Source organism: Stutzerimonas balearica DSM 6083 (assembly GCF_000818015.1).
GTDB lineage: Bacteria > Pseudomonadota > Gammaproteobacteria > Pseudomonadales > Pseudomonadaceae > Stutzerimonas > Stutzerimonas balearica.
The window spans coordinates 945,778-972,701 of sequence record NZ_CP007511.1 but is presented as its reverse complement, the minus strand read 5'-3'; the positions used below and the strand labels follow the sequence as shown (position 1 = coordinate 972,701).

The window sequence follows — 26,924 nt, the reverse complement described above, 5'->3', positions numbered from 1 at the left end:
TACTTGTTTGGTACCGAGGAGGGGACTCGAACCCCTACAGCCTATGGCCACTACCACCTCAAGGTAGCGTGTCTACCAATTCCACCACCTCGGCAAAACCCTTACGGCTTCTGCTGCTCCTGAGAAACGTCTGACGCTCCTTTTTCCAGAACCGGCACATCACCAGTTGCTGGCTCCGCAGCCGGAACCTCCAACACCGCCGGATCAGGCAAGCCTGCCTCCGACAACGCGCCTGCCTGCTGCTTCGCAAAAAACGCCAAGCCCAAGCTGGTCACGAAAAAAACGGCGGCCAGTATAGCAGTAAATCGACTCAGAAAGGTAGTACTACCTTGACTACCGAACACCGTTGCCGATGCCCCCGACCCGAATGAGGCTCCCGCATCGGCACCTTTGCCGTGCTGCAGCAGCACCAATACAACCACACCCAGAGCAACCAGCAGATGCACCACAATCACAACAGTCTGCAACATCTGTTCAGTTCCCCGCGGCGCGACAAATCGCACCGAACTCATCTGCTTTCAGGGAAGCGCCACCCACAAGCCCCCCATCGATATCCGGCATGGCGAACAGCTGCGCTGCATTATCCGCCTTAACGCTGCCGCCATATAGCAGCCGCGTTACCTCTGCGACTTCCGAATCATGCTCCGCGAGCATTCCACGAATTGCCGCATGAACTTCTTGCGCCTGCTCGGGCGTTGCCGTCAAACCGGACCCAATCGCCCAGACCGGCTCATACGCGATAACAGCACCAGCAAAACTGGCGATACCTCTATCAGCAATCACGCTCGACAACTGCTCGTGCACCACTTCCAGGGTTCGCCCTGACTCTCGCTGCTCGAGCGTTTCACCAAGGCACAGCACAGGCACCAAACCATTTGCCTGCACCGCGGCAAACTTTCGACTGACCGTTTCCAGCCCCTCTCCCAGTATCAAGCGCCGCTCGGAATGACCGACCAACACCCACTCGACACCGAGATCAGCCAATTGCGCCGCTGAACTCTCCCCCGTCAAGGCGCCAAAACCACTCTCTACCGAGCAATCCTGCGCCCCAACAGAGATCGACGTTCCCGCGACGCTCGCAATCACCCTCTCAAGATGCATTGCGGACGGAAAGACGACCACATCGACATCCGACGATAATTCTTGCTCGCGCAACGAATCAATCAGCTTTGCAACGCTGGCGCGGGTACCGTTCATTTTCCAGTTACCTGCAACCATCTTGCGCCGCATGCTTTACCTCGTCGGTCAAAGTGGGCGCAGATGTTACTCAACGACCCGCACCCTGGCAAGCCTGTTATTCACAAACTTTTGCCACCACCGCTGCGAGGTGCTCAGCATGCTGACGCACTACCGATTCCTCGTCGCCTTCCACCATCACTCGCACTAACGGCTCGGTGCCCGATTTGCGCAGCAATACTCGCCCGCGACCGGCCATTTGGCGATCCACCTCGTCACAGGCCGCCTGCACATCGGGATTGCTCAGTGGATCGACGCCTCCCTTGAGCCTGACGTTGATCAGGACCTGTGGGCACTTATGCCAGGCCAAGCGCTCCTGAGCGAGCGTTTGCCCGCGACGACGCAGCGCAAGAACCACTTGCAGCGCAGCGATGATCGCGTCACCGGTAGTGGTGTGCTGGGAGCAGACGATATGACCGGAGTTCTCACCGCCCAGCTGCCATCCCCGCTCCAGCATTTCGGCGATCACGTAGCGGTCACCAACCTTGGCCCGCGAGAACGGGATCTCTCGATCCTTGAGCGCCAGCTCGAGCCCAAGATTGCTCATCAGGGTCCCGACAACTCCGCCGGTGAGCCGCTCGCGCTCCTGCAAGTCGGTGGCAATGATGAACAGCAGTTCATCGCCATCGACTACCGCACCAGTGTGATCGACCATCAGTACGCGATCACCGTCACCATCGAACGCGATACCCAGATCGGCGCCTTGCTCAACCACAGCCTTTTGGAGCTGGGCGATATGCGTCGAGCCGACATCGGCATTGATGTTCAATCCGTCCGGCTGGGCACCGATCACAGCCACCTGCGCGCCCAATTCACGGAAAACGCTCGGCGCCACCTTGTAGGTCGCACCGTGGGCACAGTCGAGCACGATCTTGAGACCGGAAAAGTCGGTACTGGTCGGCACACTGCTCTTGCAGAACTCGATATAGCGGCCAGCCGCATCGTTGATTCGCGACGCCTTGCCGAGCTGCGCAGACTCGACCACGCTCATCGGCGCATCGAGCAGCTCCTCGATCATCAGCTCTACCTCATCCGGGAGTTTGGTACCGCGCCCGGAAAAGAACTTGATGCCGTTATCGTGGTGCGGATTGTGCGATGCGCTGATGACGATCCCGGCGTCGGCATGGAACGTTCGGGTCAAGTAGGCGACCGCGGGAGTGGGCATAGGCCCGAGCAGCAACACATCGGCACCGGCAGCCGAGAGACCGGCCTGCAAGGCCGACTCAAACATGTAACCGGAGATGCGGGTGTCCTTGCCGACCAGGATCCGACACTTGCCCTGCCTGCGAAACGCCATTCCCGCGGCCCAGCCGAGCTTGAGCATGAAATCCGGGGTAATCGGATACTGACCGACATGCCCCCGAATACCGTCGGTGCCGAAATACTTTCTCATCGAATCCTTCCCTAAACCGCGTTTTCGACCGCGGCAATCATTCTGACGACGTCGACCGTTTCGGCGACATCGTGCACACGTATGATGCTGGCTCCTTTTGCCACCGCTAACGCGGCGAGCGCCAAGCTGCCATAAAGGCGACCATCGACCTCGCGCCCAAGCACCTTACCGATCATGCTCTTGCGCGAGACTCCGACCAGCAGTGGGCGCCCCAGCGCTTCGAGCTGCTGGAGGTTTTTGAACAGCGAGAGATTATGTTCCACGGTTTTGGCGAAACCGAAGCCCGGATCAAGGATAATTCGCTCGCGAGCGATGCCGGCCGCCTCGCATGCGTCCATGCGGGCAGCCAGGAACTGCCGCACTTCGGCGGTTACGTTCTCGTACCGCGGATCGTCCTGCATGTCCGCCGGCTCGCCCAGCATATGCATCAGACAGACCGGCAGCCCGGTCGCTGCAGCGGCATCCAGAGCGCCATCCCGTTGCAGGGAGCGCACATCATTGATCAGTCCGGCCCCCAGCCTCGCCACCTCACGCATCACTGCCGGAGTCGAGGTATCCACCGATATCACGACATCGAGATCCCGCGCGATAGCCTCGACCACCGGCGCGACGCGCTCGAGTTCCTCGGTAGGAGAGACCTGACGCGCACCGGGCCTGGTCGACTCACCGCCGACGTCGATGAACGTAGCACCTGCGGCCACCATCTGCGCAGCATGCCGCAGCGCTGCATCACGCCCGGTGAAGCGGCCACCATCGGAAAAGGAATCGGGAGTTACATTGAGGATGCCCATCACCTGCGGACGGGCCAAATCAAGAACCCGGCTGCCGAAGGTCAGCCGGGTCTGTAATGAAGCATCGGTCATTCAATATTCCTGGAAAGATCAGTGCTCGCCGGCAGGACCTCCGATCGGAGTTTCCGGGCGCCCGCCTTCAGAAGACAACGGCGTCCCGGATGCGCCCGAGCCTCCCTGCCAGTCGCGCGGTTCCCGCGGCTCGCGTCCAGCCATGATGTCGTCGATCTGCTCGGCATCAATGGTTTCGTACTTCATCAGCGCCTCGGCCATCATGTCGAGCTTGTCACGGTTGTCCGAGAGAATCTGCTTGGCGGTGCCATAGCAGTGATCGATGATCGCCCGAACCTCCTCGTCGATAAGCTTGGCCGTTTCTCCGGAAACATTTGCATGCTGGCTGCCGGCACTGCGCCCGAGGAACACTTCGCCTTCCTCTTCGGCATACATCAACGGGCCGAGCTTTTCGGACAACCCCCACTTGGTCACCATGTTTCGCGCCAGCTGCGTGGCCCGCATGATGTCGTTGGAAGCGCCCGTCGTAACGCCTTCGAAACCAAGCGTCATCTCTTCTGCGATACGCCCGCCGAACAAGGAGCAGATCTGACTGACAAGCGCCCGCTTGGACAGGCTGTAGCGATCCTCCTCCGGCAGGAACATTGTCACACCCAACGCGCGGCCACGCGGAATGATCGAAACCTTGTACACCGGGTCGTGCTCGGGAACTACCCGACCGACGATCGCATGCCCTGCCTCGTGATATGCCGTGTTCAGCTTTTCCTTTTCGGACATGACCATCGACTTGCGCTCGGCGCCCATCATGATCTTGTCCTTGGCGAGCTCGAACTCGCGCATCTCCACCAGACGCTTGTTGGCGCGCGCGGCGAACAGAGACGCTTCGTTGACCAGGTTGGCCAGATCTGCGCCGGAGAATCCGGGCGTACCCCGAGCGATGACCGCCGGATCGACATTGTCACCGACCGGCACCTTGCGCATATGGACCTTGAGTATCTGCTCGCGCCCACGAATATCGGGCAGGCCGACCACGACCTGGCGATCGAAGCGCCCGGGGCGCAACAGCGCCGGATCCAGTACGTCCGGCCGGTTGGTGGCGGCAATGACGATGATCCCGTCGTTCATCTCGAAGCCATCCATCTCGACCAGCAACTGGTTGAGGGTCTGCTCGCGCTCGTCGTGACCGCCACCCAGCCCGGCACCACGATGACGGCCCACAGCGTCGATCTCGTCGATGAAGATGATGCAAGGCGCATGCTTTTTCGCCTGCTCGAACATGTCGCGAACACGGCTCGCACCGACACCGACGAACATCTCGACGAAATCCGAGCCAGAGATGGTGAAGAACGGCACCTTGGCTTCGCCCGCGATCGCCTTGGCCAGCAAGGTCTTACCGGTCCCGGGCGGACCGACCATCAGAACACCGCGCGGAATACGGCCGCCCAGGCGCTGGAACTTACCCGGATCGCGCAGGAACTCGACGAGTTCATGAACCTCTTCCTTGGCTTCATCACAGCCAGCGACATCGGTAAAGGTAGTCTTGACCTGGTCTTCGGAAAGCAGGCGTGCCTTGCTCTTACCGAAGCTCATCGGGCCGCCCTTGCCTCCGGCGCCGCCCTGCATCTGCCGCATGAAGAACATGAACACGGCAATGATCACCAGAATCGGGAAGCTCGCGACCAGCAGTTGGGTCCAGATGCTCTGCTGTTCCGGCTGCTTGCCCTCGATAACGACGTTGTTGTTGATCAGATCGCCGATCAAGCCGTTGTCCTGGATAGCCGGACGGACAGTCTTGAACGTCTCGCCGTCGTTGCGCTTACCGATAATCACGAAGCCGTCGACCGTCACACGCTCGACCCGACCTTCCTTGACCTGCTCGATGAAGTCCGAGTAGTTCAGCGCCTGCGGCTCGTTCGGGGTGGAGAAATTGTTCATCACCGTGACCAGAACGGCGGCGATGATCAGCCACAGAATCAGGTTTTTTGCCATGTCGTTCAAAATAACTACCCTCTGGAGCAGGTCCGCAACACGGACCCGCATGACGGCCGAAAGCCTTGCCGGTTTAACTTACTACACAACGTGACGAAGCTGGCACTCCGTCTGTAACCCGGTATGAAACGCGGCGCCGCAAGTCAGTCCTGGCCACCTCTGAAGCCACGCGCCAACAAGTACTGCTCGCGCGATCGATCACGAGACGACAAGGGCTTGCGCATCTGCACCTTGTCGAAGTTCTGCCTGACCTCCTTCAGATAAGCATCGAAACCTTCACCCTGGAAGATTTTGATCAGGAAGTCTCCGCCGGGGCGCAGCACGCGCATGGCAAGGTCCAGCGCAAGTTCGCAGAGGAACATGGCCCGCGGCTGGTCGGCAGCCCGCACACCACTCATATTGGGGGCCATGTCGGAAATAACAAGATCGACCGGATGCTCACCAATGGCCTCGAGGATCTGAGCAAACACCGCGTCCTCGGTGAAATCGCCTTGAATGAACGTGACATCGGCGATCGTATCCATCGGCAGGATATCCGAAGCGATCAGGCGCCCCTTGTCCCCGATCAGACGGCTGGTAACCTGCGACCAGCCACCTGGCGCCGCCCCCAGATCAACCACCGTCATGCCCGGACGCAGGATGCGGTCCTTCTCCTGGATCTCGAGCAGCTTGTAGCTGGCGCGCGAGCGATAGCCGTCCTTCTGTGCCATTTTGACGTAGGGATCATCGAAATGTTCTTTGAGCCACCGCGGGCTCGTCTTGGAGCGTGCCAAGCTGTTACCTCATCTGGGCGGGTGCAGGCCTGTCGGTTACACTAGCCGCCGTTTATCAAGTTCGATGCAAGGGTCGCGATATGCCGCTCACCAATGAGCAGAAAAAGCAGTACAAGGCCATCGGCCACCAACTGAAGCCTGTGCTGATCGTAGCGGAAAACGGCCTCAGCGAAGGCGTTCTGGCAGAGCTCGATCGAGCGCTCAACGATCACGAGCTGATCAAGATACAGTTCCGCCTGGCCGAGCGCGACGATAGACGCGCGTTGATGGAAGAGCTATGTGGAATCGCCGGCTGCGAGCTTGTCCAGACCATCGGCAAGATGGCTCTGGTCTACCGACGCAACCCGAAGCCCAACAAGCAGCTATCCAACCTGCATCGCCATCAGGCCTGATCGATCGCAGCGGCTCACTCGCCTGCGCGAGGAGCCGGCTGCAACACCAGCAGCACACCAATCACCGCCATTGCCAGGTAGCCGAAGGTCACCCAGAACGCCGATGCCTGCGGCAGAAAGTGGCGGACGGCGAAAAACAACGCCGCCGCACACCACGCCAGCAGCAAGAGCTGACCACGCAAGTCCCGTACAAAGCGCCGCAACCCGTTCAACTGCACGAGCACCATCGCCTGCAGGGCCACACAGAAGGCCGCGAAGCCGACCAGCAAAGGGCGCAATACGTCCGCCACATCGTCTACCAGCAGCGGCGCCCAGCCCATTCGGGCGAGCGCCGGCAGCAGAACGAAGTGCAACATCCAGAGCCCGCCAACCCAAAACGTCTGGGCCAGCCGCCAGCTCATCGCGGCGGCACGCAGCGGCTCAGATATGGCGAACCTCGACGATCTCGTACTCGACCACTCCGCTCGGGGTTCGGACCGTCACGACGTCGCCTTCCTGCTTGCCGACCAGGGCACGCGCAATCGGCGAACTGACCGACAGCTTGCCCTGCTTGATGTCCGCCTCATCATCACCAACGATCTGGTAGGTCACCTGGTCGTCCGTATCGACATTGGCAATGTCGACCGTGGTGCCAAAGATCACCTTGCCGGTATGCGGTATGTTCGACACATCGATGACCTGGGCATTCTGCAGACGCCCTTCGATATCACGGATACGCGCCTCGACCATACCTTGCTGCTCGCGCGCGGCGTGATATTCGGCATTTTCCTTCAGATCGCCCAGCTCCCTCGCCTCGGCAATAGCCTGGGTGATCTGCGGACGCATTACGGTCTTGAGGTGCTTGAGCTCCTCTTCCAGGGCGCGTGCGCCCTGGACAGTCATGGGGAATTTGGTCATGCGTTGATTCCTGCATGGAGATCCTGCAGACGGCGCACGGTCTTCTCGGGACCGAATTTCAGCGCTTCACAGATCGCCTGACCACCGGCAATGGTGGTGGTGATGCAGATCTTGTGCTGCAGGGCGTTACGACGAATGGAATAGGAGTCGGCGATCGACTGCCGCCCCTCGGTGGTGTTGATGACCAGCGTCACCTCGTCATTCTTGATCATGTCGACCACATGCGGACGGCCTTCGGTCACCTTGTTCACCCGGCGCACCGGCAGCCCAGCCGCTTCGATCACTTTAGCGGTGCCGGCGGTGGCTACCACTTCGAAGCCCAGCTCGACCAGGTCACGCGCAACCTGGGCAACCAGCGGCTTGTCGTCCTCGCGCACGCTGATGAACGCGCAGCCCGAGGTCGGCAGGATTTCGCTAGCACCCAGCTGAGCCTTGGCGAACGCTTCGGCAAAGCTGTCGCCGACTCCCATGACCTCGCCGGTCGACTTCATTTCCGGACCGAGGATGGTATCGACGCCCGGGAACTTGGCGAAGGGGAACACCGCCTCTTTCACACTGTAGTAGGTCGGAATGATCTCGCGAGTGAAGCCCACTTCCGCGAGAGTCTTGCCCGCCATGACGCGCGCGGCGACCTTGGCCAGCGACTCGCCAACGCACTTGGACACGAACGGGACGGTACGCGAGGCACGCGGGTTGACCTCGAGCACGTAGATGTCTTCGCCTTGCACCGCCATCTGCACGTTCATCAGACCGACCACGTCGAGTTCCAGGGCCATCTTGCGCACCTGCTCGCGGATTTCGTCCTGGATATGCTGCGGCAGCGAATAGGCCGGCAGCGAGCACGCGGAGTCGCCGGAGTGAACGCCGGCTTGCTCGATGTGCTGCATGATGCCGCCAATCACCACGGTCTCGCCGTCACAGACAGCATCGACATCGACCTCGATGGCGCAGTTGAGGAAGTGATCCAGCAGCACGGGGCTGTCATTGGACACCTGTACGGCTTCACGCATGTAGCGCTTGAGCTCTTCTTCCTCGTAGACGATCTCCATCGCGCGACCGCCCAGCACGTAGGACGGACGCACAACCAGCGGATAACCGATGGCCTTGGAAGCGGCGATGGCCTCTTCTTCGCTACGCGCGGTGGCATTCTGCGGTTGACGCAGGTTCAGCCGCTGAACCATCTGCTGGAAGCGTTCACGGTCCTCGGCGCGGTCGATGGCGTCCGGGCTGGTGCCAATGATCGGCACGCCGGCTTCTTCCAGGGCGCGGCAGATCTTCAGCGGCGTCTGACCGCCGTACTGCACGATCACACCCTTGGGCTGCTCGACGCGAACGATCTCCAGCACGTCTTCCAGGGTCACCGGCTCGAAGTACAGACGATCGGAGGTGTCGTAGTCGGTGGAGACGGTTTCCGGGTTGCAGTTGACCATGATGGTCTCGTAACCGTCTTCACGCATGGCCAGCGCGGCATGTACGCAGCAGTAGTCGAACTCGATACCCTGGCCGATACGGTTGGGGCCGCCGCCGAGGATCATGATCTTGTCGCGGCTCGACGGGTTGGCCTCGCACTCTTCCTCGTAGGTCGAGTACATGTAGGCGGTATCGGTGGCGAACTCGGCGGCACAGGTGTCGACACGCTTGTACACCGGCAGCACCTTGAGCTTGTGGCGGTGGCTGCGCAGGTTCTTTTCGGTCACGCCGAGCAGCTTGGCCAGGCGCGCATCGGAGAAGCCCTTGCGCTTGAGCTTCCACATCAGGTCCCGATCGATACTGGAAAGGCCCAGCGTCTTGACCTGCTCTTCTTCCTTGACCAGGTCTTCGATCTGTACGAGGAACCAAGGATCGATCTTGGTCAGGGCGAACACATCCTCGATGCTCTTGCCAGCCCTGAACGCATCCGCCACGTACCAGATGCGGTCGGCGCCCGGTACGGTCAGCTCGCGCTTGAGCGTGCTCTCGGCCTCGCTGTCTTCCAGGTTCAGCTGCGGATCGAAGCCGGTGGCGCCGACCTCCAGACCGCGCAGGGCCTTCTGCACGGATTCCTGGAAGGTGCGACCGATGGCCATGACTTCACCGACCGATTTCATCTGGGTGGTCAGGCGCGCGTCGGCCTTGGGGAACTTCTCGAAGGCGAAGCGCGGCACCTTGGTCACTACGTAGTCGATCGACGGCTCGAAAGACGCCGGGGTACGGCCTCCGGTGATGTCGTTGGACAGCTCGTCGAGGGTGTAACCGACCGCCAGCTTGGCGGCGATCTTGGCGATCGGGAAGCCGGTGGCCTTGGAGGCCAACGCCGACGAACGCGACACGCGCGGGTTCATCTCGATGACCACCATGCGCCCGGTATTCGGGCAGATGCCGAACTGCACGTTGGAGCCACCGGTTTCCACACCGATCTCACGCAGCACCGCCAGCGAGGCGTTGCGCATGATCTGGTATTCCTTGTCGGTCAGGGTCTGTGCCGGCGCGACGGTGATGGAGTCGCCGGTGTGCACACCCATCGGATCGAAGTTCTCGATGGAGCAGACGATGATGCAGTTGTCCTTCTTGTCGCGGACCACCTCCATCTCGTATTCCTTCCAGCCGATCAGCGACTCGTCGATCAGCAGCTCATTGGTCGGCGACAGATCCAGACCGCGAGCGCAGATTTCCTCGAACTCTTCACGGTTGTAGGCGATGCCGCCGCCGGTACCACCCATGGTGAAGGACGGCCGGATGATGCAGGGAAAACCGACCTGCTCCAGCACGCCATAGGCTTCATCCATGTTGTGGGCGATACCCGAGCGCGGACAGGCCAGGCCGATGTCACGCATGGCCTTGTCGAAGCGGGAGCGGTCCTCTGCCTTGTCGATGGTGTCGGCATTGGCACCGATCATCTCGACGCCGAACTTCTCCAGCACGCCGTGGCGCTCGAGGTCCAGCGCGCAGTTGAGCGCCGTTTGGCCGCCCATCGTCGGCAGCAGCGCGTCGGGGCGCTCCTTCTCGATGATCTTGGCCACGGTCTGCCACTTGATCGGCTCGATATAGGTGGCGTCGGCCATGGCCGGGTCGGTCATGATGGTCGCCGGGTTGGAGTTGACCAGAATGACGCGGAAGCCTTCCTCTTTCAGCGCCTTGCACGCTTGAGCGCCGGAATAGTCGAACTCGCAGGCCTGGCCGATGACGATGGGGCCAGCACCGAGGATGAGGATGCTTTTGATATCTGTACGTTTTGGCATTTTCGTTACTCGAATCCTTAGGTCGGTCGGCGAGTCATCTGGAGAGTTACTGCGCGCCGCCTGGGCTGCGTTGCGCGGTACTCACTTCCTCGCCGTACTACCTGAACTGTCTCGTCGTTGCGTTCCGGGCGCCTTGCCCAGACCGCGCTCGCTACACTCTCAGAACGACTCGTTTACTGTCGCTTGGCCATGGCCTCGATGAAACGATCGAACAGCGGCGCGACGTCGTGCGGACCAGGACTCGCCTCGGGGTGCCCCTGGAAGCTAAAAGCCACCTTGTCGGTACGCTCGATGCCCTGCAGCGTGCCGTCGAACAGGGATTTGTGCGTGGCGCGAACGTTCGCTGGCAGGCTCGCGTCGTCCACGGCAAACCCATGGTTCTGGCTGGTGATCATCACCACCCCGGTCTTTAGATCCTGCACCGGATGGTTGGCGCCGTGGTGGCCGTTGGGCATCTTCACGGTCTTGGCGCCGGAGGCCAGTGCCAGCAGCTGATGGCCAAGACAGATCCCGAATACCGGAATGTCGGTCTCGAGCACCTCTTGAATCGCCTTGATCGCGTAGTCGCACGGCTCGGGGTCGCCTGGGCCGTTGGCCAGGAAGATGCCGTCGGGATTCAACGCCAGCGCCTCGCTGGCCGGTGTCTGTGCGGGCAGCACGGTCACCCGGCAGCCGCGCGCGGTGAGCATGCGCAGAATGTTGTATTTGACGCCGTAGTCGAAGGCGACCACGTGGTACGGCAATTCGCTTGCTGGGATTTCCGCGTGGCTGTCGGTTTCCAGACTCCACACCGAGGAGCGCCATTCGTAACGCTCCTTGACGCTGACTTCCTTGGCCAGATCCATGCCCTTGAGCCCCGGGAAGCTGCGCGCCAACTCGAGCGCCTTCTCTTCGGTGGCATCCGCTCCAGCCAGGATGCAGCCGTTCTGCGCACCTTTCTCACGGAGGATACGCGTCAGGCGGCGCGTATCGATGCCGGCGATGGCAACGGTGCCGTTCTCCTTAAGATAATCCGGCAGCGACTGCTTGCTGCGCCAGTTGCTGGCCAGCAACGGCAGGTCGCGGATGACCAGACCAGCGGCCCAGACGCGCCAGGACTCGGCGTCCTGCGGCGTGGTGCCAGTGTTGCCGACATGGGGGTACGTCAAGGTGACGATCTGCTTGGCATAGGAAGGATCGGTAAGGATTTCCTGATAGCCGGTCATGGCGGTGTTGAACACCACCTCACCGATGGTCTGGCCATCGGCGCCGATGGATTCGCCGCGAAAAATGCTGCCATCAGCAAGGGCGAGAATGGCTGGCTTAGTCAAGAGACCTCCCGTAGATCAAGGCTGGAGCAGACGCAGATTGTAAAAAAGCGGGATGACGTATGAAGGTCATCCCGCTTTTTTGTTTGATTCATTTCTGCGCAACTTTTAGTGGACACACTAAAGCGGGCAGCTTACAGAAAAAGCCTATTTTGGTCCACCCCGACAGAGTAGCCGGATGACCGCTCAATGCAGCCCGAGCACATCCTGCATGTCATAAAGGCCAGCCGGCTTGCCGTCGAGCCATAGCGCAGCGCGCACCGCACCCTTGGCGAAGGTCATGCGGCTGGAGGCCTTGTGGGTGATCTCCACACGCTCGCCATCGGCGGCGAACAGCACCGTGTGGTCTCCCACCACATCCCCGGCACGCACCGTGGCAAAGCCGATGGTTTCGCGCTGCCGCGCGCCGGTCTGCCCCTCGCGACCATAGACGGCGACCTTCTGCAGGTCGCGCCCGAGCGCCTCGGCCACCACCTCTCCCATGCGCAGCGCGGTGCCGGATGGCGCATCGACCTTGTGCCGATGGTGGGCCTCGATGATTTCGATATCCACATCGTCGCCGAGCACGCGCGCGGCCGTATCGAGCAGCTTCAGGCAGAGGTTGACGCCCACGCTGAAGTTGGCAGCGAAGACGACGGGAATATCCTTGGCCGCCTGCGCAAGGCGCTCCTTCTCCTCGGCCGAGAACCCGGTGGTACCGATCACCATGGCCTTGCCGGCCCGACGACAGATCTCCAGATTCCTCAAGGTGACGGAAGGATGCGTGAAGTCGATCAGGACATCGAATTCGTCCACGGCCTTGGCCAGGTCGCCCGACAAGGGCACGCCGAGACGCCCGATGCCCGCCAGTTCGCCGGCATCAGCCCCGACCAGGGTGCTGTCCGGGCGATCGATCGCCGCGGTCAGGCCAGCCGCGCCCGCGGTCTGCTGTACCGCCTCGATCAGGATCTTGCCCATGCGCCCGGCGGCACCCATCACTGCAATACGTCGCATATCCAATAGCTCCAAGGGTCACGGAAGGCCGAAGGCTTGCGCGCATCGCGGCAGCCTTCGGCCGGCACTCACACGTCGCCGAAAAAGCGCTTCACACCCTCGAACCAGCCACTGGCCCTGGGCGAATGGGAGGTGTTGCCCTGCAGCGAGGCGCGAAACTCTTCGAGTATCTCGCGCTGACGCTTGCTCAGGTTCACCGGCGTTTCCACCACGACGCGGCACATCAGATCGCCCGGCGCGCCCCCACGCACGGGTGCGACTCCCTTACCCCGCAGGCGGAACTGCTTGCCGGTTTGCGTACCCTCGGGAATCTTCAGCTTCACTCGACCATCAAGCGTGGGCACCTCCAGCTCACCACCAAGCGCGGCATCGGCAAAGCTGATCGGCACTTCGCAGTACAGATGTTTGCCGTCGCGCTGGAAGATCGGATGCTCGCGCACGCTGACCACGACATAGAGGTCCCCCGCCGGACCGCCCTGGGTACCGGCTTCACCCTCGCCGGACAGACGGATGCGATCGCCGGTATCGACACCAGCCGGCACCTTCACCGACAGGGTCTTCTGCTCTTCCACACGCCCCTGCCCGTGGCAGCTGCCGCATGGGTCGGAGATCATCTTGCCGCTGCCATGGCAGCGCGGGCAGGTCTGCTGCACGGAGAAGAACCCCTGCTGCATGCGCACCTGGCCAATACCACCACAGGTCGTACAGGTGACCGGCGTGGTTCCCTTCTTCGCGCCAGAGCCGTTGCAGACCTTGCACTCGGCAAGCGTCGGGACCCGAATGGTCACCGTGGTGCCGCGCACAGCCTCCTCGAGATCCAGCTCGAGCGTGTAGCGCAGATCGCTGCCGCGCTGGGAGCCCCCACGCGAAGCTCCGCGGGCGCCACCAAAGAAATCGCTGAAGACGTCACCGAAGATGTCCGAGAAGTTGGCACCACCAAAACCTGCACCGCCAGCCCCACCCATCTGCGGGTCGACCCCGGCGTGACCATACTGGTCATAGGCTGCCCGCTTGCTGGCATCGGAGAGCACTTCATAGGCCTCGTTGGCCTCCTTGAACGCCTCTTCAGCCGCTTTGTCGCCCGGATTACGGTCCGGGTGGTGCTTCATGGCGAGGCGGCGGTAGGCCTTTTTCAGATCCGCCTCGCTCGCGCCGCGCTCGACACCCAGCACTTCGTAATAATCACGTTTGGCCATAACTTTCCTGAACCCTCAATTCATGCCCTCCAGACACGCCGACGCGGGAGTGAACTCCCGCGTGGCAGTCGGCCCGACCGGAGGCAGCCGGTCGAGCTGGAGCGAAAAGCGGCAGGCCCGAGGCGCTGCCGCATCCCTGGAAACCCCAGGGGTCATAAGCGGAGCTTACTTGTTGTCCTTGACCTCTTCGAACTCGGCATCCACGACGTCATCGCCCGCCTGCGACTTGCCTGCCTCGGCCTGCGCCTCGCCGCCCTGCGGCTGCTCGGCATACATCTTCTGGGCCAGCGGAGTGGACGCCTGGGACACGGCCGCGATCTTCGCTTCGATTTCCGCCTTGTCATCGCCCTTGACCGCTGCTTCCAGCTCGCCCAGCGCCTTCTCGATGCTGGCCTTGTCATCCGCACTGGCCTTGTCGCCAGCCTCGGTCAACATCTTGCGCGTGGCATGCACCAGCTGATCACCCTGGTTGCGCGCCGTCACCAGCTCCTCGAACTTGCGATCCTCCTCGGCGTTGGCCTCGGCGTCGCGCACCATCTGCTCGATCTCCTCCTCGGACAGACCGGAGTTGGCCTTGATCACGATCGACTGTTGCTTGCCGGTCGCCTTGTCCTTGGCGGACACGTGCAGAATGCCGTTGGCATCGATGTCGAAGGTGACCTCGATCTGCGGCATGCCGCGCGGCGCCGGCGGGATGTCAGCCAGATCGAAGCGACCCAGCGACTTGTTCTGCGCCGCCTGCTTGCGCTCACCCTGCAGCACGTGGATGGTCACGGCACTCTGGTTGTCGTCGGCGGTGGAGAACACCTGCGACTTCTTGGTCGGGATGGTGGTGTTCTTCTCGATCAGCGGAGTCATCACACCGCCGAGGGTCTCGATGCCCAGCGTCAGCGGCGACACGTCCAGCAGCAGCACGTCCTTGACGTCGCCAGCCAGCACCGCGCCCTGAATGGCAGCACCCATGGCAACGGCTTCGTCCGGGTTGACGTCCTTGCGCGGCTCCTTGCCGAAGAACTCGGCGACCTGCTTCTGCACCAGCGGCATGCGGGTCTGGCCACCGACCAGGATCACGTCGTCGATCTTGGAGACGTCGATGCCGGCATCCTTCAGTGCGATGCGGCACGGCTCGATGGTCCGCTCGACCAGATCCTCGACCAGCGACTCCAGCTTGGCACGGGAGATCTTCACGTTCAGGTGCTTCGGACCGGACGCATCGGCCGTGATGTACGGCAGGTTGACGTCGGTCTGCTGGCTGGAGGACAGCTCGATCTTGGCCTTCTCGGCCGCTTCCTTCAGGCGCTGCATGGCCAGCGGATCACCCTTGAGGTTGATGCCGCTTTCCTTCTTGAACTCGTCGACGAGATAGTCGATCAGGCGAATGTCGAAGTCTTCACCACCGAGGAAGGTATCGCCATTGGTGGCCAGCACCTCGAACTGATGCTCACCGTCGACCTCGGCGATCTCGATCACCGACACGTCGAAGGTACCGCCGCCCAGGTCATAGACGATCACGGTATGGTCGCCCTTGGCCTTGTCCATGCCGTAGGCCAGTGCTGCAGCGGTCGGCTCGTTGATGATCCGCTTGACGTCCAGGCCGGCGATGCGACCGGCGTCCTTGGTGGCCTGGCGCTGGCTGTCGTTGAAGTAGGCCGGCACGGTGATCACCGCCTCGGTCACGGCTTCACCCAGATAGTCCTCGGCGGTCTTCTTCATCTTTTTCAGGACTTCGGCGCTGATCTGCGGCGGCGCCATCTTCTGGCCCTTCACCTCCACCCAGGCATCGCCGTTGTCGGCCTTGACGATGCTGTAGGGCACCATCTTGATGTCCTTCTGCACGACGTCCTCTTCGAAGCGACGACCGATCAGACGCTTGACTGCATAAAGGGTATTCTGCGGATTGGTCACCGCCTGGCGCTTGGCCGACTGGCCGACCAGGGTTTCGCCATCATTGGTGTAGGCGATGATCGAAGGCGTGGTGCGCGCGCCCTCGGCGTTCTCGATGACCTTGACGTTGCCGTTTTCCATGATGGAGACGCAGGAGTTGGTGGTCCCCAGGTCGATACCGATGATTTTGCCCATATCTCTCTCCGAATCTTGGTTGGTCCGCGCCTTCAGCCTGGCGCCGGATAAAGCTTTAATTTCGCTTGCCTAGCAGATGGGGCCTGCGCCCGCTATTTCAAGCCTTCTCGTCGATCGAAGGCGGCGCGTCTGCCGGAGCCTTGCTGACAACAACCATGGCCGGCCGCAACAGCCGCCCATTGAGCAGGTAGCCCTTCTGGAACACCTTGATCACGCTGCCTGGCTCGGCATGCATGCTCTCCTCCATTGCCATCGCCTGGTGGTGCTCGGGATTGAAGGGTTCACCCACCGGGTCGACTGCCACGAGCTGGTGCCGTGCGAGCGTGTCGAGCAGCAGCTTATGGGTCAGCTCGAGCCCTTCGCGCACCGCCTTGCTGGTCTCATCGTCCGGCCGTGTCAGCTCCAGGCCACGCTCCAGGCTGTCGGCTACCGGCAACAGGTCGCCAGCGAACTTCTCCAGGGCGAACTTGTGCGCCTTTTCCACGTCCTGCTCGGCACGTCGGCGGATGTTCTGCAACTCGGCAGCCACGCGCAGCGACTGATCCTGCGCCGCGGCGAGCTGCTCTTCGAGCGACTGCACGCGCGCGGCAAGATCCTCGGCCACGCTGTTTTCGGCTTCGGGATTTTCCGGGGGCTGGTTATCCAGGTTCTGCTCGTCGGCCATGCGCTCCTCCATATCTGTCTCAATGCGGGGCATCCCCCGCGCATGTGCCGCTATATGGGGGCAGCGAAGAGCGCTTCAAGGCACCGGGAGCAGATATGCGCAAAAAGGCGACACATTCGCCGTAGCCGACTCGATGCAGCGCTCGACGGTGCTTGAAGGGCGCCGAAAAAGCACTGTATAAATAGCCAGCCACATCAATTGGAGCGCCGCCATGCTGGTCCATCTGTCGGTCCACAACTACGCCATCGTCGAACACCTCGATCTCGAACTGCAGCGAGGGATGACGGTGATCAGCGGCGAAACGGGCGCAGGCAAGTCGATCATGCTCGATGCGCTGGGCCTCGCACTTGGTGATCGCGCCGACAGCAGCGTGGTCCGCCAGGGTGCGGACAAGGCAGATATCCTTGCCAGCTTCGATCTGGCCGATATCCCTGATGCCCAGGCCTGGCTGGCCGCGCGCGACCTCGACAACGACGGACCGTGCATCCTGCGCCGCGTGATTACGGCCGAAGGTCGTTCGCGCGGCTACATCAACGGCTCGCCCTGCCCGCAAGGTGATCTCAAGGCGCTCGGCGAGCTTTTGATCGATATTCACAGCCAGCACGAGCATCAATCGTTGCTCAAGCCAGACACGCATCGCCGCTTGCTGGACGAGTACGCCGGCGCTCAGGAGCTGGCCCGGCAGGTCCATCTCGCTGCGCAGCGCTGGAAGCAAACACGCCAGACGCTCGACCGCCTGAGCAACGCGAGCGACGAGCAACGTGCACGCCATCAGTTGCTCAGCTATCAGCTCGAAGAGCTGGAGAATCTGGCGCTGGGCGAACATGAATTGGAGCAACTGGAGCAGGAGCACAAGAACCTCGCCAATGCCGGGCAACTGCTCGGCGCCTGCCAGCAGGTCATGGAGCTCTGTAGCGAGAACGATGCCGGGAATGTGCTATCGGCGCTCACGTCAAGCCTGCAACGCCTGACGGCTTTCCAGGGTCAATCCGGCGCGCTGGGCGAAGCCGTCAACCTGCTCGCCAGTGCGCAGATCCAGGTCGAGGAAGCAGTTGGCGAGCTCAACCGTTTCATCGACCATTTCGACGCGGACCCCCAGCGCCAACAAGCGCTGGAAGAACGACTGGATGCCATCTACAGCCTGGCACGCAAGCATCGTGTACAGCCGGCCGAACTGCCCGAGCTGCAGCAACGCCTGCTGAGCGAGCTGGAAAGCCTGAACGCCGATGACGAGGCCGTCGAACGTCTGGGCGAGGAGCTCGAAGCCTACGCACGGCATTACCTCGAGAAGGCCGAAGAGCTGAGCCGCGTTCGTCAGGCGGCGGCTACCTGCCTGGGCGAAGCGGTGGAAGACGAGATCCAGCGCCTGGGAATGCCGGGCGGGCGCTTCAGCGTGGTGCTCAAGCCGGTCGCGCCAGGCGAGAACCCGCCACACGGTCTGGAGCTGGTGGAGTTTCTGGTCAGCGCCAACCCCGGTCAGCCGCCGCGTGCCCTGGCCAAGGTCGCTTCGGGTGGTGAACTGTCGCGCATCAGCCTGGCGATTCAGGTCATCACCGCACAGACCTCGCGCACGCCGACGCTGGTATTCGACGAAGTCGATGTCGGCATCGGCGGCCCTACGGCCGAGATTGTCGGCCAACTGTTGCGTCGTCTCGGCGAGCGCGGCCAGGTACTCACCGTTACCCACCTACCGCAGGTAGCTGCCCAGGGCCACAACCACCTGTTCGTGCACAAGGCGCGCGGCGCCGACGAAACCCGCACCGCAGTCGCCGAGCTGAATGGCGACGCCAGGGTCGAAGAAATCGCCAGAATGCTCGGTGGGGTCGACCTGACCGAACAGTCGCTGGCCCATGCCCGGCAGATGGTCTCCACCGCGCAGGCATAACGCTTCGCCGCGAGAGGAGTTGCAGCCGCCATAAATGAAAAACCCCGCCACTATGGGCGGGGTTTCAGGTATCGACCGCGCTGATCAACCCTTCTTGCGTACGTAGAGCACCAGATTGTGATCGACCAGCTCGTAGCCGTGGCGGGCGACGATTTCCTTCTGCAGCTTTTCGATCTCCGAATCGAAGAACTCGATGACATCACCGCTATCGACGCAGACCATATGGTCGTGATGGCCACCATCGGCCAGCTCGAATACGGCATGCCCGCCGTCGAAGTTGTGGCGAACCACCAGGCCAGCCGCCTCGAATTGAGTCAGAACGCGGTAGACAGTCGCCAGACCGACGTCTTCACCGGCCTCCATCAGCGCCTTGTAGACGTCCTCGGCGCTCATGTGGCGCTGGCCCGTGCTGTCGAGCATTTGCAGAATCTTCACCCGGGGAAGGGTTACTTTCAGACCAGCTTTACGAAGTTCGTTGTTCTCAACCATGGTTGGCTTTCTCGCTGCTGCTGTTTCGCAGCCTCCTTCAATACGGGTATGATCCGGGTTCTTTGCCCAGCCAAGATAGTGGAAGTCACCCACCGATGCAAAACACCAAGCTCATGCTGACCAGCCTCACGCTCGTGGGCCTGTTCGCACTCGCCGGTTGTTCGTTTCCTGGGGTATATAAGGTCGACATTCAACAGGGCAATGTCGTCACGCAGGACATGATAGATCAGCTGCGCCCCGGAATGACCCGTAAGCAAGTGCGGTTTATCATGGGCAACCCCCTGATCACCGACACCTTCCACGCCAATCGCTGGGACTACCTCTACAGTATCCAGCCTGGCGGTAGCCAGCGTCAGCAGGAGCGGGTCAGCCTGGTGTTCGACGGCAACGATCAACTGGTAGGCCTGGCCGGCGACTTCATGCCCGGTGTCAGCCGCGACGAAGAGATTCTCGGCACCTCGCCGACGCCGTCCAGCGTCAGCGAAAAGCCGGCCCAGCAGCCGGCCGAGCGGCCGACGCCGGGCTCGCTGCTCGAGGAAATCCAGCGCGAGGTCGATGCGGCCGAACCCGTTCCGGTTCCAATCCCGGAGCCGCTGGAAACCGAATGAACAAAGCCCGGCTATCGCCGGGCTTTCTTTTCTCCCTATCCCTGGCAGAGGCCTCACCAGCCGCTGCTGGCTCAGCGTTGGGTCAACTGCCTGTACAGTTGCGGTAGACGCACCGGCAGCTGCTGCGGCTCCTTGATCAGCGTGTAGCCGTTGGCCCCGAACATGTACGGCAGGTAATCGCCGGCCTCGCGGTCGATGGTGATGCAGAAAGGCAGCAGTCCCTGCTGACGCGCCTCCAGTACCGCCTGGCGCGTATCTTCGACACCGTAGCGCCCTTCATACAGGTCCAGATCGTTCGGCTTGCCGTCGGTAACCAGCAACAGCAGCTTGCGCCGCTGCTTGCACTCGGCCAATAGACGGGTGGCCTGGCGGATCGCCGCCCCCATGCGCGTGTAGTAGCCCGGCTTGAGTGCCTGAATGCGCCCGCGCGTCTCATCGCCATAGGCCTGGCGGAAACTCTTGAGTTCCTGCATGCGCACCTGCTGGCGGCGCAGCGAGGAGAACCCATAGAGAGCGAACTGATCGCCGACAGTCGACAGCGCCTCGCCAAACAGCAGCATGCTGTCGGTCACTACGTCGATGACCCGGTGCTCGTTATCCAGATGCGCATCGGTCGACATCGAGAGATCGGCCAGCAACAGGCAGGCCAGGTCACGGCGATTCTGCCGCTGCTCCATGAACAGACCGCGCTCGGCACAATGGCCGTTCTGCCTTTCGACGTGGAAGTCGAGCCAGGCCTGAAGGTCCAGCTCCGAGCCTTGCGGCTGCTGGCGCAGCCACTGACGATCGGTACGCAGGTGCTCGAACTGACGCCGCAAGCGCCGCGCCAGCGGCGCCAGACGTATCGGCAGCGGCTTCGCTTCGGCGCCCCGCGGCAGCATCATCTGGAGGTTGACGAAGTCCTTCTGCAGGCTCTGCTTGCGATAGTCCCACTCCGGCAGTTTGATTCCGGGGCCCAATGGAATGTCGTCGAAGTCTGCCGCCGGCAGGTCCAGGTCGAGTTTCAGCCCGCCACCCTGGCGCATGCGCTGGCGCGACAGGGCCAGTTCGTCCAGGTCCTCGGCCACGCGGGCGGCGTCCAGGTCCTCGGTATCGTCGCCGCAGCGATCCAGCTCGACATGCTCGGACCAGCTGAACAGGTTCTCCAGACGAAACAGCAGCAGGCCACTCTTGCTGGTGCTGTCCTCGACGCGTCGGGCCCGCTTGCGCTGTCGGCTCTGGCCGTTAGGCGGACTTTCCAGAGCACCCTCGCCGTCCGCGCCCTGATCCAGACTCTGCGGTTCGCCCAGGTTCTGCGCCGGATAGAGCCACAACGGTACGGGCCAGGGCGCACGTTCGCTACGCGGGAACTGCACGACACAACCGGGTTCTCGCAGCGCCTGACACACGGCCTGCTCCAGGGCGGCCTCGCCACGGGGCAGGTCGGACGGATCCGGACGCAACTGCAGGTGCGCCTCGACCAATCGGCGATAGCGCGAGCGCATTGCCGGGAACTGTTCGAGCAGGCGCTGCGTCCAGCGCTGGTTGTCGCGCGCCCAGTGGCGCATCTCACCGGCCTGCGCGGCCAGCAGTGCGAGCCAGCGATAGAGGTCGCGATTCAGGGCCGGGTCCGGATAGACCGCCAGGCTTTCCGGCAGCCTCAGGTTGCTGCTGTCGCACCAGGCCACAGGCAGCTGCTTGCAGGTGCCGGCGACCTGCTGCAATAGATTGCGCCGCACCAGCAGGTCGCGCGCACTGGCCGCCTCGACACCGATACCGCTGGCACCGCCCATGGCGCGAAACAACAGCGACAACGGCCGCTGCATCTCCTGCAGTTCGACGCGCGCCTCGGGAAAGTCCGGGCTGGCGCGGCGAGTGATGAAACGGTGCCAGACGCTACCGACCCACTCTTCGACTTCGATGGCGAATGCCATGGTGATCACCTCGTAGCGCTTGGAAAACGACGACGGCCCGCTAGTCAGCCGGGCCGTCGATGCTCACTGCGTCCCGACTCAGGCGGTAGCCGCGACCGTGGAAGCCACGGTCACCCGGCCACGCTGGCGGAAGCTATAGAGGTAGCAGATCAGGCCGATCAGGAAGAACACCCCGGCGATCAGGCGCAGCCAGAAGAAGACGGCCAGCTGATCAGCAGTGTTCATGAACGACATGGCAGCGCCATCGGCGGGCAGACGCTGCAGCCACACTTGCACCACGCCGGCGGCGGTGAGGAACAGGGTGATCGCCATCATCGAGATGGTCATCAGCCAGAACCCCCAGACTTCGATGGTCTGCGCCCGTGCATCCGGCGCTTCGCCCAGCCCGCGCAGGCGCGGCATGGCGTAGCTGATCATCGTCATCACGATCATCGCGTAGGCACCGTAGAACGCCAGGTGGCCGTGCGCCGCAGTGATCTGCGAACCGTGCGTGTAGTAGTTCACCGGAGCCAGGGTGTGCAGGAAGCCCCACACGCCTGCACCGAGGAACGCGGTGACCGTGGTGCCCACTGCCCAGAGCGAGGCGGCGCGGTTCGGGTGCTCGCGGCGGCGACGGTTCACCATATTGAAGGCGAACAGCACCATGGCGAAGAACGGCAGCGGTTCCAGCGCGGAGAAGATCGAACCCAGCCACAGCCAGACGCCCGGTGCGCCGATCCAGAAGAAGTGGTGACCAGTACCGATGATGCCGGTGATCAGCGCCATGGCAATGATGACGTACAGCCACTTCTCGACGACTTCGCGGTCCACGCCGGTGATCTTGATCAGGACGAAGGCCAGCATCGAACCCATGATCAGCTCCCAGACGCCTTCCACCCACAGGTGCACGACCCACCACCAGTAGTACTTGTCACGCGCCAGGTTCTCGGGGTTGTAGAAGGAGAACAGGAAGAACACCGCGAGGCCGATCAGACCGGTCATCATCACCGTGCTGACCACGGTCTTGCGACCTTTGAGCATGGTCATGCCGATGTTGTAGAGGAAGCCCAGCGCCACGATCACGATACCGATCTTGGTGATCGTCGGCTGCTCGAGGAACTCGCGCCCCATCGTCGGCAGCAGCTCGTTGTGGGTCAGCTTCGCCAGCCCGGCATAGGGCACCAGCAGGTAGCCGAGAATGGTCAGCACGCCGGCTGCGGCGAACACCCAGAACAGGACGATCGCCAGTTTCGGGCTGTGCAGTTCGCGGTCGGCTTCCTCGGGAATGAGGTAGTAGGCCGCGCCCATGAAGCCGAACAGCAACCAGACGATCAGCAGGTTGGTATGCACCATCCGTGCGACGTTGAATGGAATCAGCGGGAACAGAAAGTCGCCAACGACGTACTGCAGCCCCATGATCAGACCGAAGAGGATCTGCCCGACGAAGAGCATCAGCGCAAACACGAAGTACGGCTTGGCGACGGCTTGCGATTGGAATTTGAGATGCGGATTCATGATGCTCATCTCTCAGCCCTCCCTGTTTGGCGGCCAGCTGTTGGTGTCGATCTTCGAAGTCCACTTGAGGAACTCCGCCATGTCGTCCACTTCCTGGTCGGTCAGATGGAATTGCGGCATCGCCCGGCGACCCGGCGCGCCCAGCGGCTGGGCCTTCATCCAGGCATGCAGGAACGGCTTGAAGCCCTCCTCGCCGCCGCGACGAACAAAGACGTTACCCAGCTCCGGCGCGAAGTAGGCGCCCTCACCGAGCAGGCTGTGGCAGCCGATGCAGTTGTTGTTTTCCCAGACTGCCTTGCCGCGCACGACCGCCTCGGTCATTTCCGATTCGTTCGATCGCTCGGGGAAAGTCTGCTCTGTGTGATAGGTAAGGCCCAGGAATACCAGGAAGAAGAACACGCCTCCTCCGAAGTAGATATTCCGGGCCATACCCTTGGTGAAGGTCTCGGACATGGTCGCCTCCTATTGGCTTGGCGTGGCCAGTTTAAGAAGGCGCCTATCGAAACCCGCTTGATAGCAATCAAGAAAAACCCGAACGCGGTAGTCAGGCTTTCCTCAGCCGGCAATGAAAGTGGCAGCGACCCGCATGCAGTCCCTCACCCCGTCTGGTTCGGGGCCCGGCGGCAGCTACTCGCCGCGGATGTACTGTTCGAGCTGCTGGATCAGGCTGTCCTGCTCGGCCATGGTTTCCTTGACCACGTCACCGATGGACAGCAGGCCGAGCGTGCGCCCCTCCTCCACCACCGGCAGGTGGCGCAGGTGCTTGTCGGTCATGATCTGCATGCACTCTCGCAGGGTCTGCCGCGGCTCCACCGTGACCAGCGACGAGGTCATGATCGCGCTCACCGGCGTGGCAAACGACGAGCGCCCGAGCAGGACCATTTTCCGTGCGTAGTCGCGCTCGCTGATGATGCCTACCAGCTTTCCACCGGCATCGGCGACCGGCAGCGCGCCGACATTCTTCTCGGCCATCAACCTCAGTGCATCGAGCACCGAGTCGGTCGGGGCGATGGTGACGACTCCTTGTATCTGCTTGGCGCTGAGCACCTGGGCGATCGTTTTCATGGAATGCTCCTGTTGTTCTCCGGCCGGGGCGGGGCCGCCCCGTTTCTCGGCATCCTTCGATCAACATATCGCGCCAGGCGCGGCCGGCAAAGTACCCGCCCGGTTAGCGCAACCGGCGCTAGGCGGTCAGCTTGAGGCCCAGCAGGCCGGCAACCAGCAGCAGCAGACTGAGCAGGCGCCAGAGCCCGGCGCTCTCACCGAACAACAGAATGCCGAGCAGTACCGTACCCAGTGCACCGATGCCCACCCAGATTGCATAGGCGGTACCGACCGGCAGGCTTTTCATCGCCTGCGCGAGCAGATAGAAGCTCGCCGCCATGCTGAGCAGGGTGAAGACTGTAGGCAGCGCGCGGGTGAAGCCCTCGGATGCCTTGAGCCCCAACGCCCAGGCAACTTCCAGCAAGCCGGCGACGACCAGCATGATCCAGGCCATATTCATGGCTACAAACTCCATGCACAGGCAGGGTCGTCCCCGCAAACTCAGGCAGGCCGGCGGGTCGTCCCGCGGCGAGGCGGACCTTAGCACAGCGCGCCGCAAGATGCGCCGACCGGAGGTCTGAGGGGCTAACCCAGGCCGCGCAACAACTGGAGTTGGCGGCGCAACTGTTCAGCCTGCGCCCGTTCAGCGCGCAGGCCAGCGGCCAGCTCGGCGTTCTGCTGCTCGAGGCGGCGAATCACCTCGCCCACGCCCTGCATCAGCCCGCGCAACACGTCGAGCTCGACGCACTGCGCCTTGCAGCGCAGCCACTGCAGCCAGCAGAGCAACATCAGCAGCAGCGCCGCGAAGGATGAAAACAGCATGACCATCCAGGACAGACTCATCGGCATTGTCTCGCACTCCCTATGCGCCAATCGCAACGCCGCCACGATATGTCCAGACTGACGACAGGTCGATATTGTTTACTTGCACAGGTAAACAATTGGTGCGCACCGGCGGCGTACCGCGGCTGATACGGCTCGAAAGCGCACCTGCCTACACCGCGACATGTCAAGGAAGTGGGCGGATGATAGCTCCCCCTCAGTCATCCACATCCAGCCGGGCCGACGCCCGAGCCGGGCGCGCTGGCATACGGTCCAGCTGCAGGAACAGCACCGAGGCGAGCATGGCCATGGCGCCGACACAGAGAAAGGTCAGACGAAACGCGTGCAGCAAGGCGTCGCCCGTCGCGCCGGGGCTGGTGAAGCCTCCGAGCAGAGCACCGGCCGTGGCCACGCCCAGGCTCATCGACAGCTGGACCACTACCGAGAGCAGGCTGTTGCCGCTGCTGGCGTCGCGATTGCTCAGCCCGACCAGCGTCACGGTGTTCATCGCGGTGAACTGCATGGAGTTGACCATGCCGATCAGCCCCAGATGCAGGAGCACCCAGAGCCCAGCAGTACGCTGGTCGAACAGCGCCAGACTGGCGATCAGTGCACCCAGCAGCAAGGTATTGCCGACCAGGATGCGTCGGTAGCCGAGCCGGTCGATCAGCTGACGTGCGATCGACTTGGTCAGCATGGCGCCAATCGCCAAAGGCACCATCATCATCCCGGCCTCGGCTGGCGAATAACCCAGCGCCAGTTGCAGCAGCAGAGGCAACAGGAACGGCAACGCGCCACTGCCCAGGCGGGCGAACAGGTTGCCGAAGATGCCGACGGCAAAGCAGCGCGTGCGAAACAGCCTGGGGCTGAACAGTGGTTGCTCGATGCGACCGGCACGCAGCCAGTACGCCGCAAGGCAGGCGACGCCGGTCGCGAGCAGCAGCATGACGCGCGCATGCGGCAGCTGCAGCTCGCCAAGCCCTTCGAGCGCGATGGTGATCAACACCATCGCCGCACCGAATAGGGCGAAGCCCAGCGTATCGAAGCGCGTCCGCTCCGGCCCACGCAGATCCGGCATGAAGCGCAGCGCGGCGAGGCTGCCGAGCAGGCCGACCGGCAGGTTGATCAGGAAGATCCAGTGCCAGGAGGCGTACTCGACGAGCCAGCCGCCCAGCGTCGGCCCCAGCAGCGGGCCGACCATGCCTGGCAAGGCGATGAACGTCATCACTCGCACGAACTCGCTGCGCGGAAAGGCCCGCAGCACCACCAGCCGACCGACCGGCAGCATCAGCGCCCCGCCAATCGCCTGCACGACGCGGGAGATGACCAGCAGGTTGAAGCTGCTCGACAGCGCACAGAACAGCGAGCCCAGGGTGAACAGCGCAATGGCGACAAAGAACACGCGCCGTGAACCGAAGCGATCGGCCAGCCAGCCCGAGGCGGGAATCAACAGCGCGACCGTGAGCATGTAGGCGATGACGACGCCCTGCATGCGTAGCGGATCCTCGGCCAGGTCGCGCGCCATCGCCGGCAGCGCCGTATTGAGAATGGTGCCGTCGAGCGTCTGCATGAAGAAGGCGGTGGCGATCAGCCACGGCAGGACCCGAGCGGTGCGAGCGTCCAGTTCGACAGGTGATTGCATGGCAGCCTCTGAAAACCGAGGGGCATCATGTTAGAGGATCGCCGTCCCTCCGGTTCGCCAGCGCAGCGGCGTACAGGCTCGGCTTCG

25 protein-coding genes and 1 tRNA gene are annotated in these 26,924 nt (G+C 62.5%); 3 read left to right on the top strand and 23 right to left on the bottom strand.

The window, feature by feature from the left end; genetic code table 11:
• Positions 1-8: 8 nt before the first annotated feature.
• The 7 genes from CL52_RS04410 to rlmE form a co-directional block, all read right to left on the bottom strand.
• Positions 9-94 (bottom strand) — tRNA-Leu (locus tag CL52_RS04410).
• A gap of 7 nt (positions 95-101) precedes the next feature.
• Positions 102-470, bottom strand: coding sequence for a preprotein translocase subunit SecG (gene secG / locus CL52_RS04405; RefSeq protein ID WP_043218762.1), 369 nt, complete (start codon positions 468-470; stop codon positions 102-104).
• Between the two features lie 4 nt (positions 471-474).
• Positions 475-1,230 (bottom strand): triose-phosphate isomerase, encoded by a 756-nt coding sequence (gene tpiA / locus CL52_RS04400; RefSeq protein ID WP_043218761.1) that lies wholly within the window; start codon positions 1,228-1,230, stop codon positions 475-477.
• Positions 1,231-1,294: 64 nt separating this feature from the next.
• Entirely contained in the window at positions 1,295-2,629 is a 1,335-nt protein-coding gene (glmM, locus tag CL52_RS04395) for a phosphoglucosamine mutase (protein ID WP_043218758.1), read from the bottom strand.
• A gap of 11 nt (positions 2,630-2,640) precedes the next feature.
• The gene (gene folP, locus CL52_RS04390; protein WP_043218757.1) at positions 2,641-3,492 is read right to left on the bottom strand and encodes a dihydropteroate synthase; all 852 of its coding nucleotides are present in this window, start codon (positions 3,490-3,492) and stop codon (positions 2,641-2,643) included.
• Between the two features lie 18 nt (positions 3,493-3,510).
• The gene (gene ftsH, locus CL52_RS04385) at positions 3,511-5,421 is read right to left on the bottom strand and encodes an ATP-dependent zinc metalloprotease FtsH (RefSeq protein WP_043218753.1); all 1,911 of its coding nucleotides are present in this window, start codon (positions 5,419-5,421) and stop codon (positions 3,511-3,513) included.
• A 143-nt stretch (positions 5,422-5,564) separates the two neighbouring features.
• Complete coding sequence (gene rlmE / locus CL52_RS04380) at positions 5,565-6,194, bottom strand: 23S rRNA (uridine(2552)-2'-O)-methyltransferase RlmE (protein ID WP_041111231.1); 630 nt, start codon at positions 6,192-6,194, stop codon at positions 5,565-5,567.
• An 80-nt stretch (positions 6,195-6,274) separates the two neighbouring features.
• Here rlmE and CL52_RS04375 point away from each other — a divergent pair, with 80 nt between their 5' ends.
• A complete protein-coding gene (locus CL52_RS04375) occupies positions 6,275-6,586 on the top strand; it encodes a YhbY family RNA-binding protein (protein WP_043218750.1) in 312 nt (103 codons plus the stop codon).
• 14 nt (positions 6,587-6,600) lie between these two features.
• Here CL52_RS04375 and CL52_RS04370 read toward each other — a convergent pair whose 3' ends face one another.
• The 8 genes from CL52_RS04370 to grpE all read right to left on the bottom strand — a co-directional run bounded on the left by CL52_RS04370 (position 6,601) and on the right by grpE (position 16,952).
• A complete protein-coding gene (locus CL52_RS04370) occupies positions 6,601-7,002 on the bottom strand; it encodes a hypothetical protein (protein WP_043218749.1) in 402 nt (133 codons plus the stop codon).
• A gap of 4 nt (positions 7,003-7,006) precedes the next feature.
• Positions 7,007-7,483, bottom strand: coding sequence for a transcription elongation factor GreA (gene greA / locus CL52_RS04365; RefSeq protein ID WP_041111237.1), 477 nt, complete (start codon positions 7,481-7,483; stop codon positions 7,007-7,009).
• On the bottom strand, positions 7,480-10,701 hold the full coding sequence (gene carB, locus CL52_RS04360; RefSeq protein WP_043218745.1) for a carbamoyl-phosphate synthase large subunit: 3,222 nt from the start codon (positions 10,699-10,701) through the stop codon (positions 7,480-7,482). Before carB ends, greA begins: the two co-directional genes overlap by 4 nt.
• A 173-nt stretch (positions 10,702-10,874) precedes the next feature.
• Positions 10,875-12,011 (bottom strand): glutamine-hydrolyzing carbamoyl-phosphate synthase small subunit, encoded by a 1,137-nt coding sequence (carA, locus tag CL52_RS04355; RefSeq protein WP_041111241.1) that lies wholly within the window; start codon positions 12,009-12,011, stop codon positions 10,875-10,877.
• A gap of 183 nt (positions 12,012-12,194) precedes the next feature.
• The gene (dapB, locus tag CL52_RS04350) at positions 12,195-13,001 is read right to left on the bottom strand and encodes a 4-hydroxy-tetrahydrodipicolinate reductase (protein ID WP_043218743.1); all 807 of its coding nucleotides are present in this window, start codon (positions 12,999-13,001) and stop codon (positions 12,195-12,197) included.
• 68 nt (positions 13,002-13,069) lie between these two features.
• A complete protein-coding gene (dnaJ, locus tag CL52_RS04345; RefSeq protein ID WP_041111245.1) occupies positions 13,070-14,197 on the bottom strand; it encodes a molecular chaperone DnaJ in 1,128 nt (375 codons plus the stop codon).
• Between the two features lie 165 nt (positions 14,198-14,362).
• Positions 14,363-16,276: a molecular chaperone DnaK gene (dnaK, locus tag CL52_RS04340; protein ID WP_043218742.1), complete on the bottom strand. Its 1,914-nt coding sequence runs from the start codon at positions 16,274-16,276 to the stop codon at positions 14,363-14,365.
• A gap of 97 nt (positions 16,277-16,373) precedes the next feature.
• On the bottom strand, positions 16,374-16,952 hold the full coding sequence (gene grpE, locus CL52_RS04335) for a nucleotide exchange factor GrpE (protein WP_074519915.1): 579 nt from the start codon (positions 16,950-16,952) through the stop codon (positions 16,374-16,376).
• A 199-nt stretch (positions 16,953-17,151) separates the two neighbouring features.
• Here grpE and recN point away from each other — a divergent pair, with 199 nt between their 5' ends.
• Positions 17,152-18,825: a DNA repair protein RecN gene (gene recN, locus CL52_RS04330; protein ID WP_043218741.1), complete on the top strand. Its 1,674-nt coding sequence runs from the start codon at positions 17,152-17,154 to the stop codon at positions 18,823-18,825.
• A gap of 84 nt (positions 18,826-18,909) precedes the next feature.
• Here recN and fur read toward each other — a convergent pair whose 3' ends face one another.
• Entirely contained in the window at positions 18,910-19,314 is a 405-nt protein-coding gene (fur, locus tag CL52_RS04325; protein WP_041111251.1) for a ferric iron uptake transcriptional regulator, read from the bottom strand.
• A 95-nt stretch (positions 19,315-19,409) separates the two neighbouring features.
• Between fur and CL52_RS04320 the strand changes: the two genes are divergently transcribed.
• Positions 19,410-19,922 carry an outer membrane protein assembly factor BamE gene (locus tag CL52_RS04320; RefSeq protein WP_041111253.1) on the top strand — a complete coding sequence of 171 codons (513 nt, stop codon included), beginning with the start codon at positions 19,410-19,412 and terminating at the stop codon, positions 19,920-19,922.
• A gap of 71 nt (positions 19,923-19,993) precedes the next feature.
• Here CL52_RS04320 and CL52_RS04315 read toward each other — a convergent pair whose 3' ends face one another.
• The 7 genes from CL52_RS04315 to mdtD form a co-directional block, all read right to left on the bottom strand.
• Positions 19,994-21,835, bottom strand: coding sequence for a nitric oxide reductase activation protein NorD (locus tag CL52_RS04315; protein ID WP_041111255.1), 1,842 nt, complete (start codon positions 21,833-21,835; stop codon positions 19,994-19,996).
• Positions 21,836-21,913: 78 nt separating this feature from the next.
• Positions 21,914-23,338, bottom strand: coding sequence for a cbb3-type cytochrome c oxidase subunit I (locus CL52_RS04310; RefSeq protein WP_043218740.1), 1,425 nt, complete (start codon positions 23,336-23,338; stop codon positions 21,914-21,916).
• Positions 23,339-23,341: 3 nt separating this feature from the next.
• A complete protein-coding gene (locus tag CL52_RS04305; protein WP_041111259.1) occupies positions 23,342-23,782 on the bottom strand; it encodes a c-type cytochrome in 441 nt (146 codons plus the stop codon).
• A gap of 174 nt (positions 23,783-23,956) precedes the next feature.
• Entirely contained in the window at positions 23,957-24,394 is a 438-nt protein-coding gene (locus CL52_RS04300; RefSeq protein ID WP_041111261.1) for a CBS domain-containing protein, read from the bottom strand.
• A 118-nt stretch (positions 24,395-24,512) separates the two neighbouring features.
• Positions 24,513-24,827, bottom strand: coding sequence for a quaternary ammonium compound efflux SMR transporter SugE (sugE, locus tag CL52_RS04295; protein ID WP_200889417.1), 315 nt, complete (start codon positions 24,825-24,827; stop codon positions 24,513-24,515).
• Between the two features lie 131 nt (positions 24,828-24,958).
• A complete protein-coding gene (locus tag CL52_RS04290) occupies positions 24,959-25,216 on the bottom strand; it encodes a hypothetical protein (protein WP_041111301.1) in 258 nt (85 codons plus the stop codon).
• A gap of 196 nt (positions 25,217-25,412) precedes the next feature.
• Positions 25,413-26,837, bottom strand: coding sequence for a multidrug transporter subunit MdtD (mdtD, locus tag CL52_RS04285; RefSeq protein WP_043218736.1), 1,425 nt, complete (start codon positions 26,835-26,837; stop codon positions 25,413-25,415).
• Positions 26,838-26,924: the final 87 nt, after the last annotated feature.

Excerpts from the sequence above, each read along its gene's own strand:
- CL52_RS04305 (WP_041111259.1), bottom strand. The coding sequence starts at position 23,782 with ATGTCCGAGACCTTCACCAAGGGTATGGCCCGGAATATCTACTTCGGA.
- glmM (WP_043218758.1), bottom strand. The coding sequence starts at position 2,629 with ATGAGAAAGTATTTCGGCACCGACGGTATTCGGGGGCATGTCGGTCAG.
- CL52_RS04300 (WP_041111261.1), bottom strand. The coding sequence starts at position 24,394 with ATGAAAACGATCGCCCAGGTGCTCAGCGCCAAGCAGATACAAGGAGTC.
- fur (WP_041111251.1), bottom strand. The coding sequence starts at position 19,314 with ATGGTTGAGAACAACGAACTTCGTAAAGCTGGTCTGAAAGTAACCCTT.
- secG (WP_043218762.1), bottom strand. The coding sequence starts at position 470 with ATGTTGCAGACTGTTGTGATTGTGGTGCATCTGCTGGTTGCTCTGGGT.
- grpE (WP_074519915.1), bottom strand. The coding sequence starts at position 16,952 with ATGGAGGAGCGCATGGCCGACGAGCAGAACCTGGATAACCAGCCCCCG.
- carB (WP_043218745.1), bottom strand. The coding sequence starts at position 10,701 with ATGCCAAAACGTACAGATATCAAAAGCATCCTCATCCTCGGTGCTGGC.
- CL52_RS04290 (WP_041111301.1), bottom strand. The coding sequence starts at position 25,216 with ATGAGTCTGTCCTGGATGGTCATGCTGTTTTCATCCTTCGCGGCGCTG.
- mdtD (WP_043218736.1), bottom strand. The coding sequence starts at position 26,837 with ATGCAATCACCTGTCGAACTGGACGCTCGCACCGCTCGGGTCCTGCCG.
- tpiA (WP_043218761.1), bottom strand. The coding sequence starts at position 1,230 with ATGCGGCGCAAGATGGTTGCAGGTAACTGGAAAATGAACGGTACCCGC.
- dapB (WP_043218743.1), bottom strand. The coding sequence starts at position 13,001 with ATGCGACGTATTGCAGTGATGGGTGCCGCCGGGCGCATGGGCAAGATC.
- recN (WP_043218741.1), top strand. The coding sequence starts at position 17,152 with ATGCTGGTCCATCTGTCGGTCCACAACTACGCCATCGTCGAACACCTC.
- CL52_RS04315 (WP_041111255.1), bottom strand. The coding sequence starts at position 21,835 with ATGGCATTCGCCATCGAAGTCGAAGAGTGGGTCGGTAGCGTCTGGCAC.
- CL52_RS04310 (WP_043218740.1), bottom strand. The coding sequence starts at position 23,338 with ATGAGCATCATGAATCCGCATCTCAAATTCCAATCGCAAGCCGTCGCC.
- CL52_RS04320 (WP_041111253.1), top strand. The coding sequence starts at position 19,410 with ATGCAAAACACCAAGCTCATGCTGACCAGCCTCACGCTCGTGGGCCTG.
- dnaK (WP_043218742.1), bottom strand. The coding sequence starts at position 16,276 with ATGGGCAAAATCATCGGTATCGACCTGGGGACCACCAACTCCTGCGTC.
- folP (WP_043218757.1), bottom strand. The coding sequence starts at position 3,492 with ATGACCGATGCTTCATTACAGACCCGGCTGACCTTCGGCAGCCGGGTT.
- ftsH (WP_043218753.1), bottom strand. The coding sequence starts at position 5,421 with ATGGCAAAAAACCTGATTCTGTGGCTGATCATCGCCGCCGTTCTGGTC.
- greA (WP_041111237.1), bottom strand. The coding sequence starts at position 7,483 with ATGACCAAATTCCCCATGACTGTCCAGGGCGCACGCGCCCTGGAAGAG.
- dnaJ (WP_041111245.1), bottom strand. The coding sequence starts at position 14,197 with ATGGCCAAACGTGATTATTACGAAGTGCTGGGTGTCGAGCGCGGCGCG.
- sugE (WP_200889417.1), bottom strand. The coding sequence starts at position 24,827 with ATGGCCTGGATCATGCTGGTCGTCGCCGGCTTGCTGGAAGTTGCCTGG.
- CL52_RS04375 (WP_043218750.1), top strand. The coding sequence starts at position 6,275 with ATGCCGCTCACCAATGAGCAGAAAAAGCAGTACAAGGCCATCGGCCAC.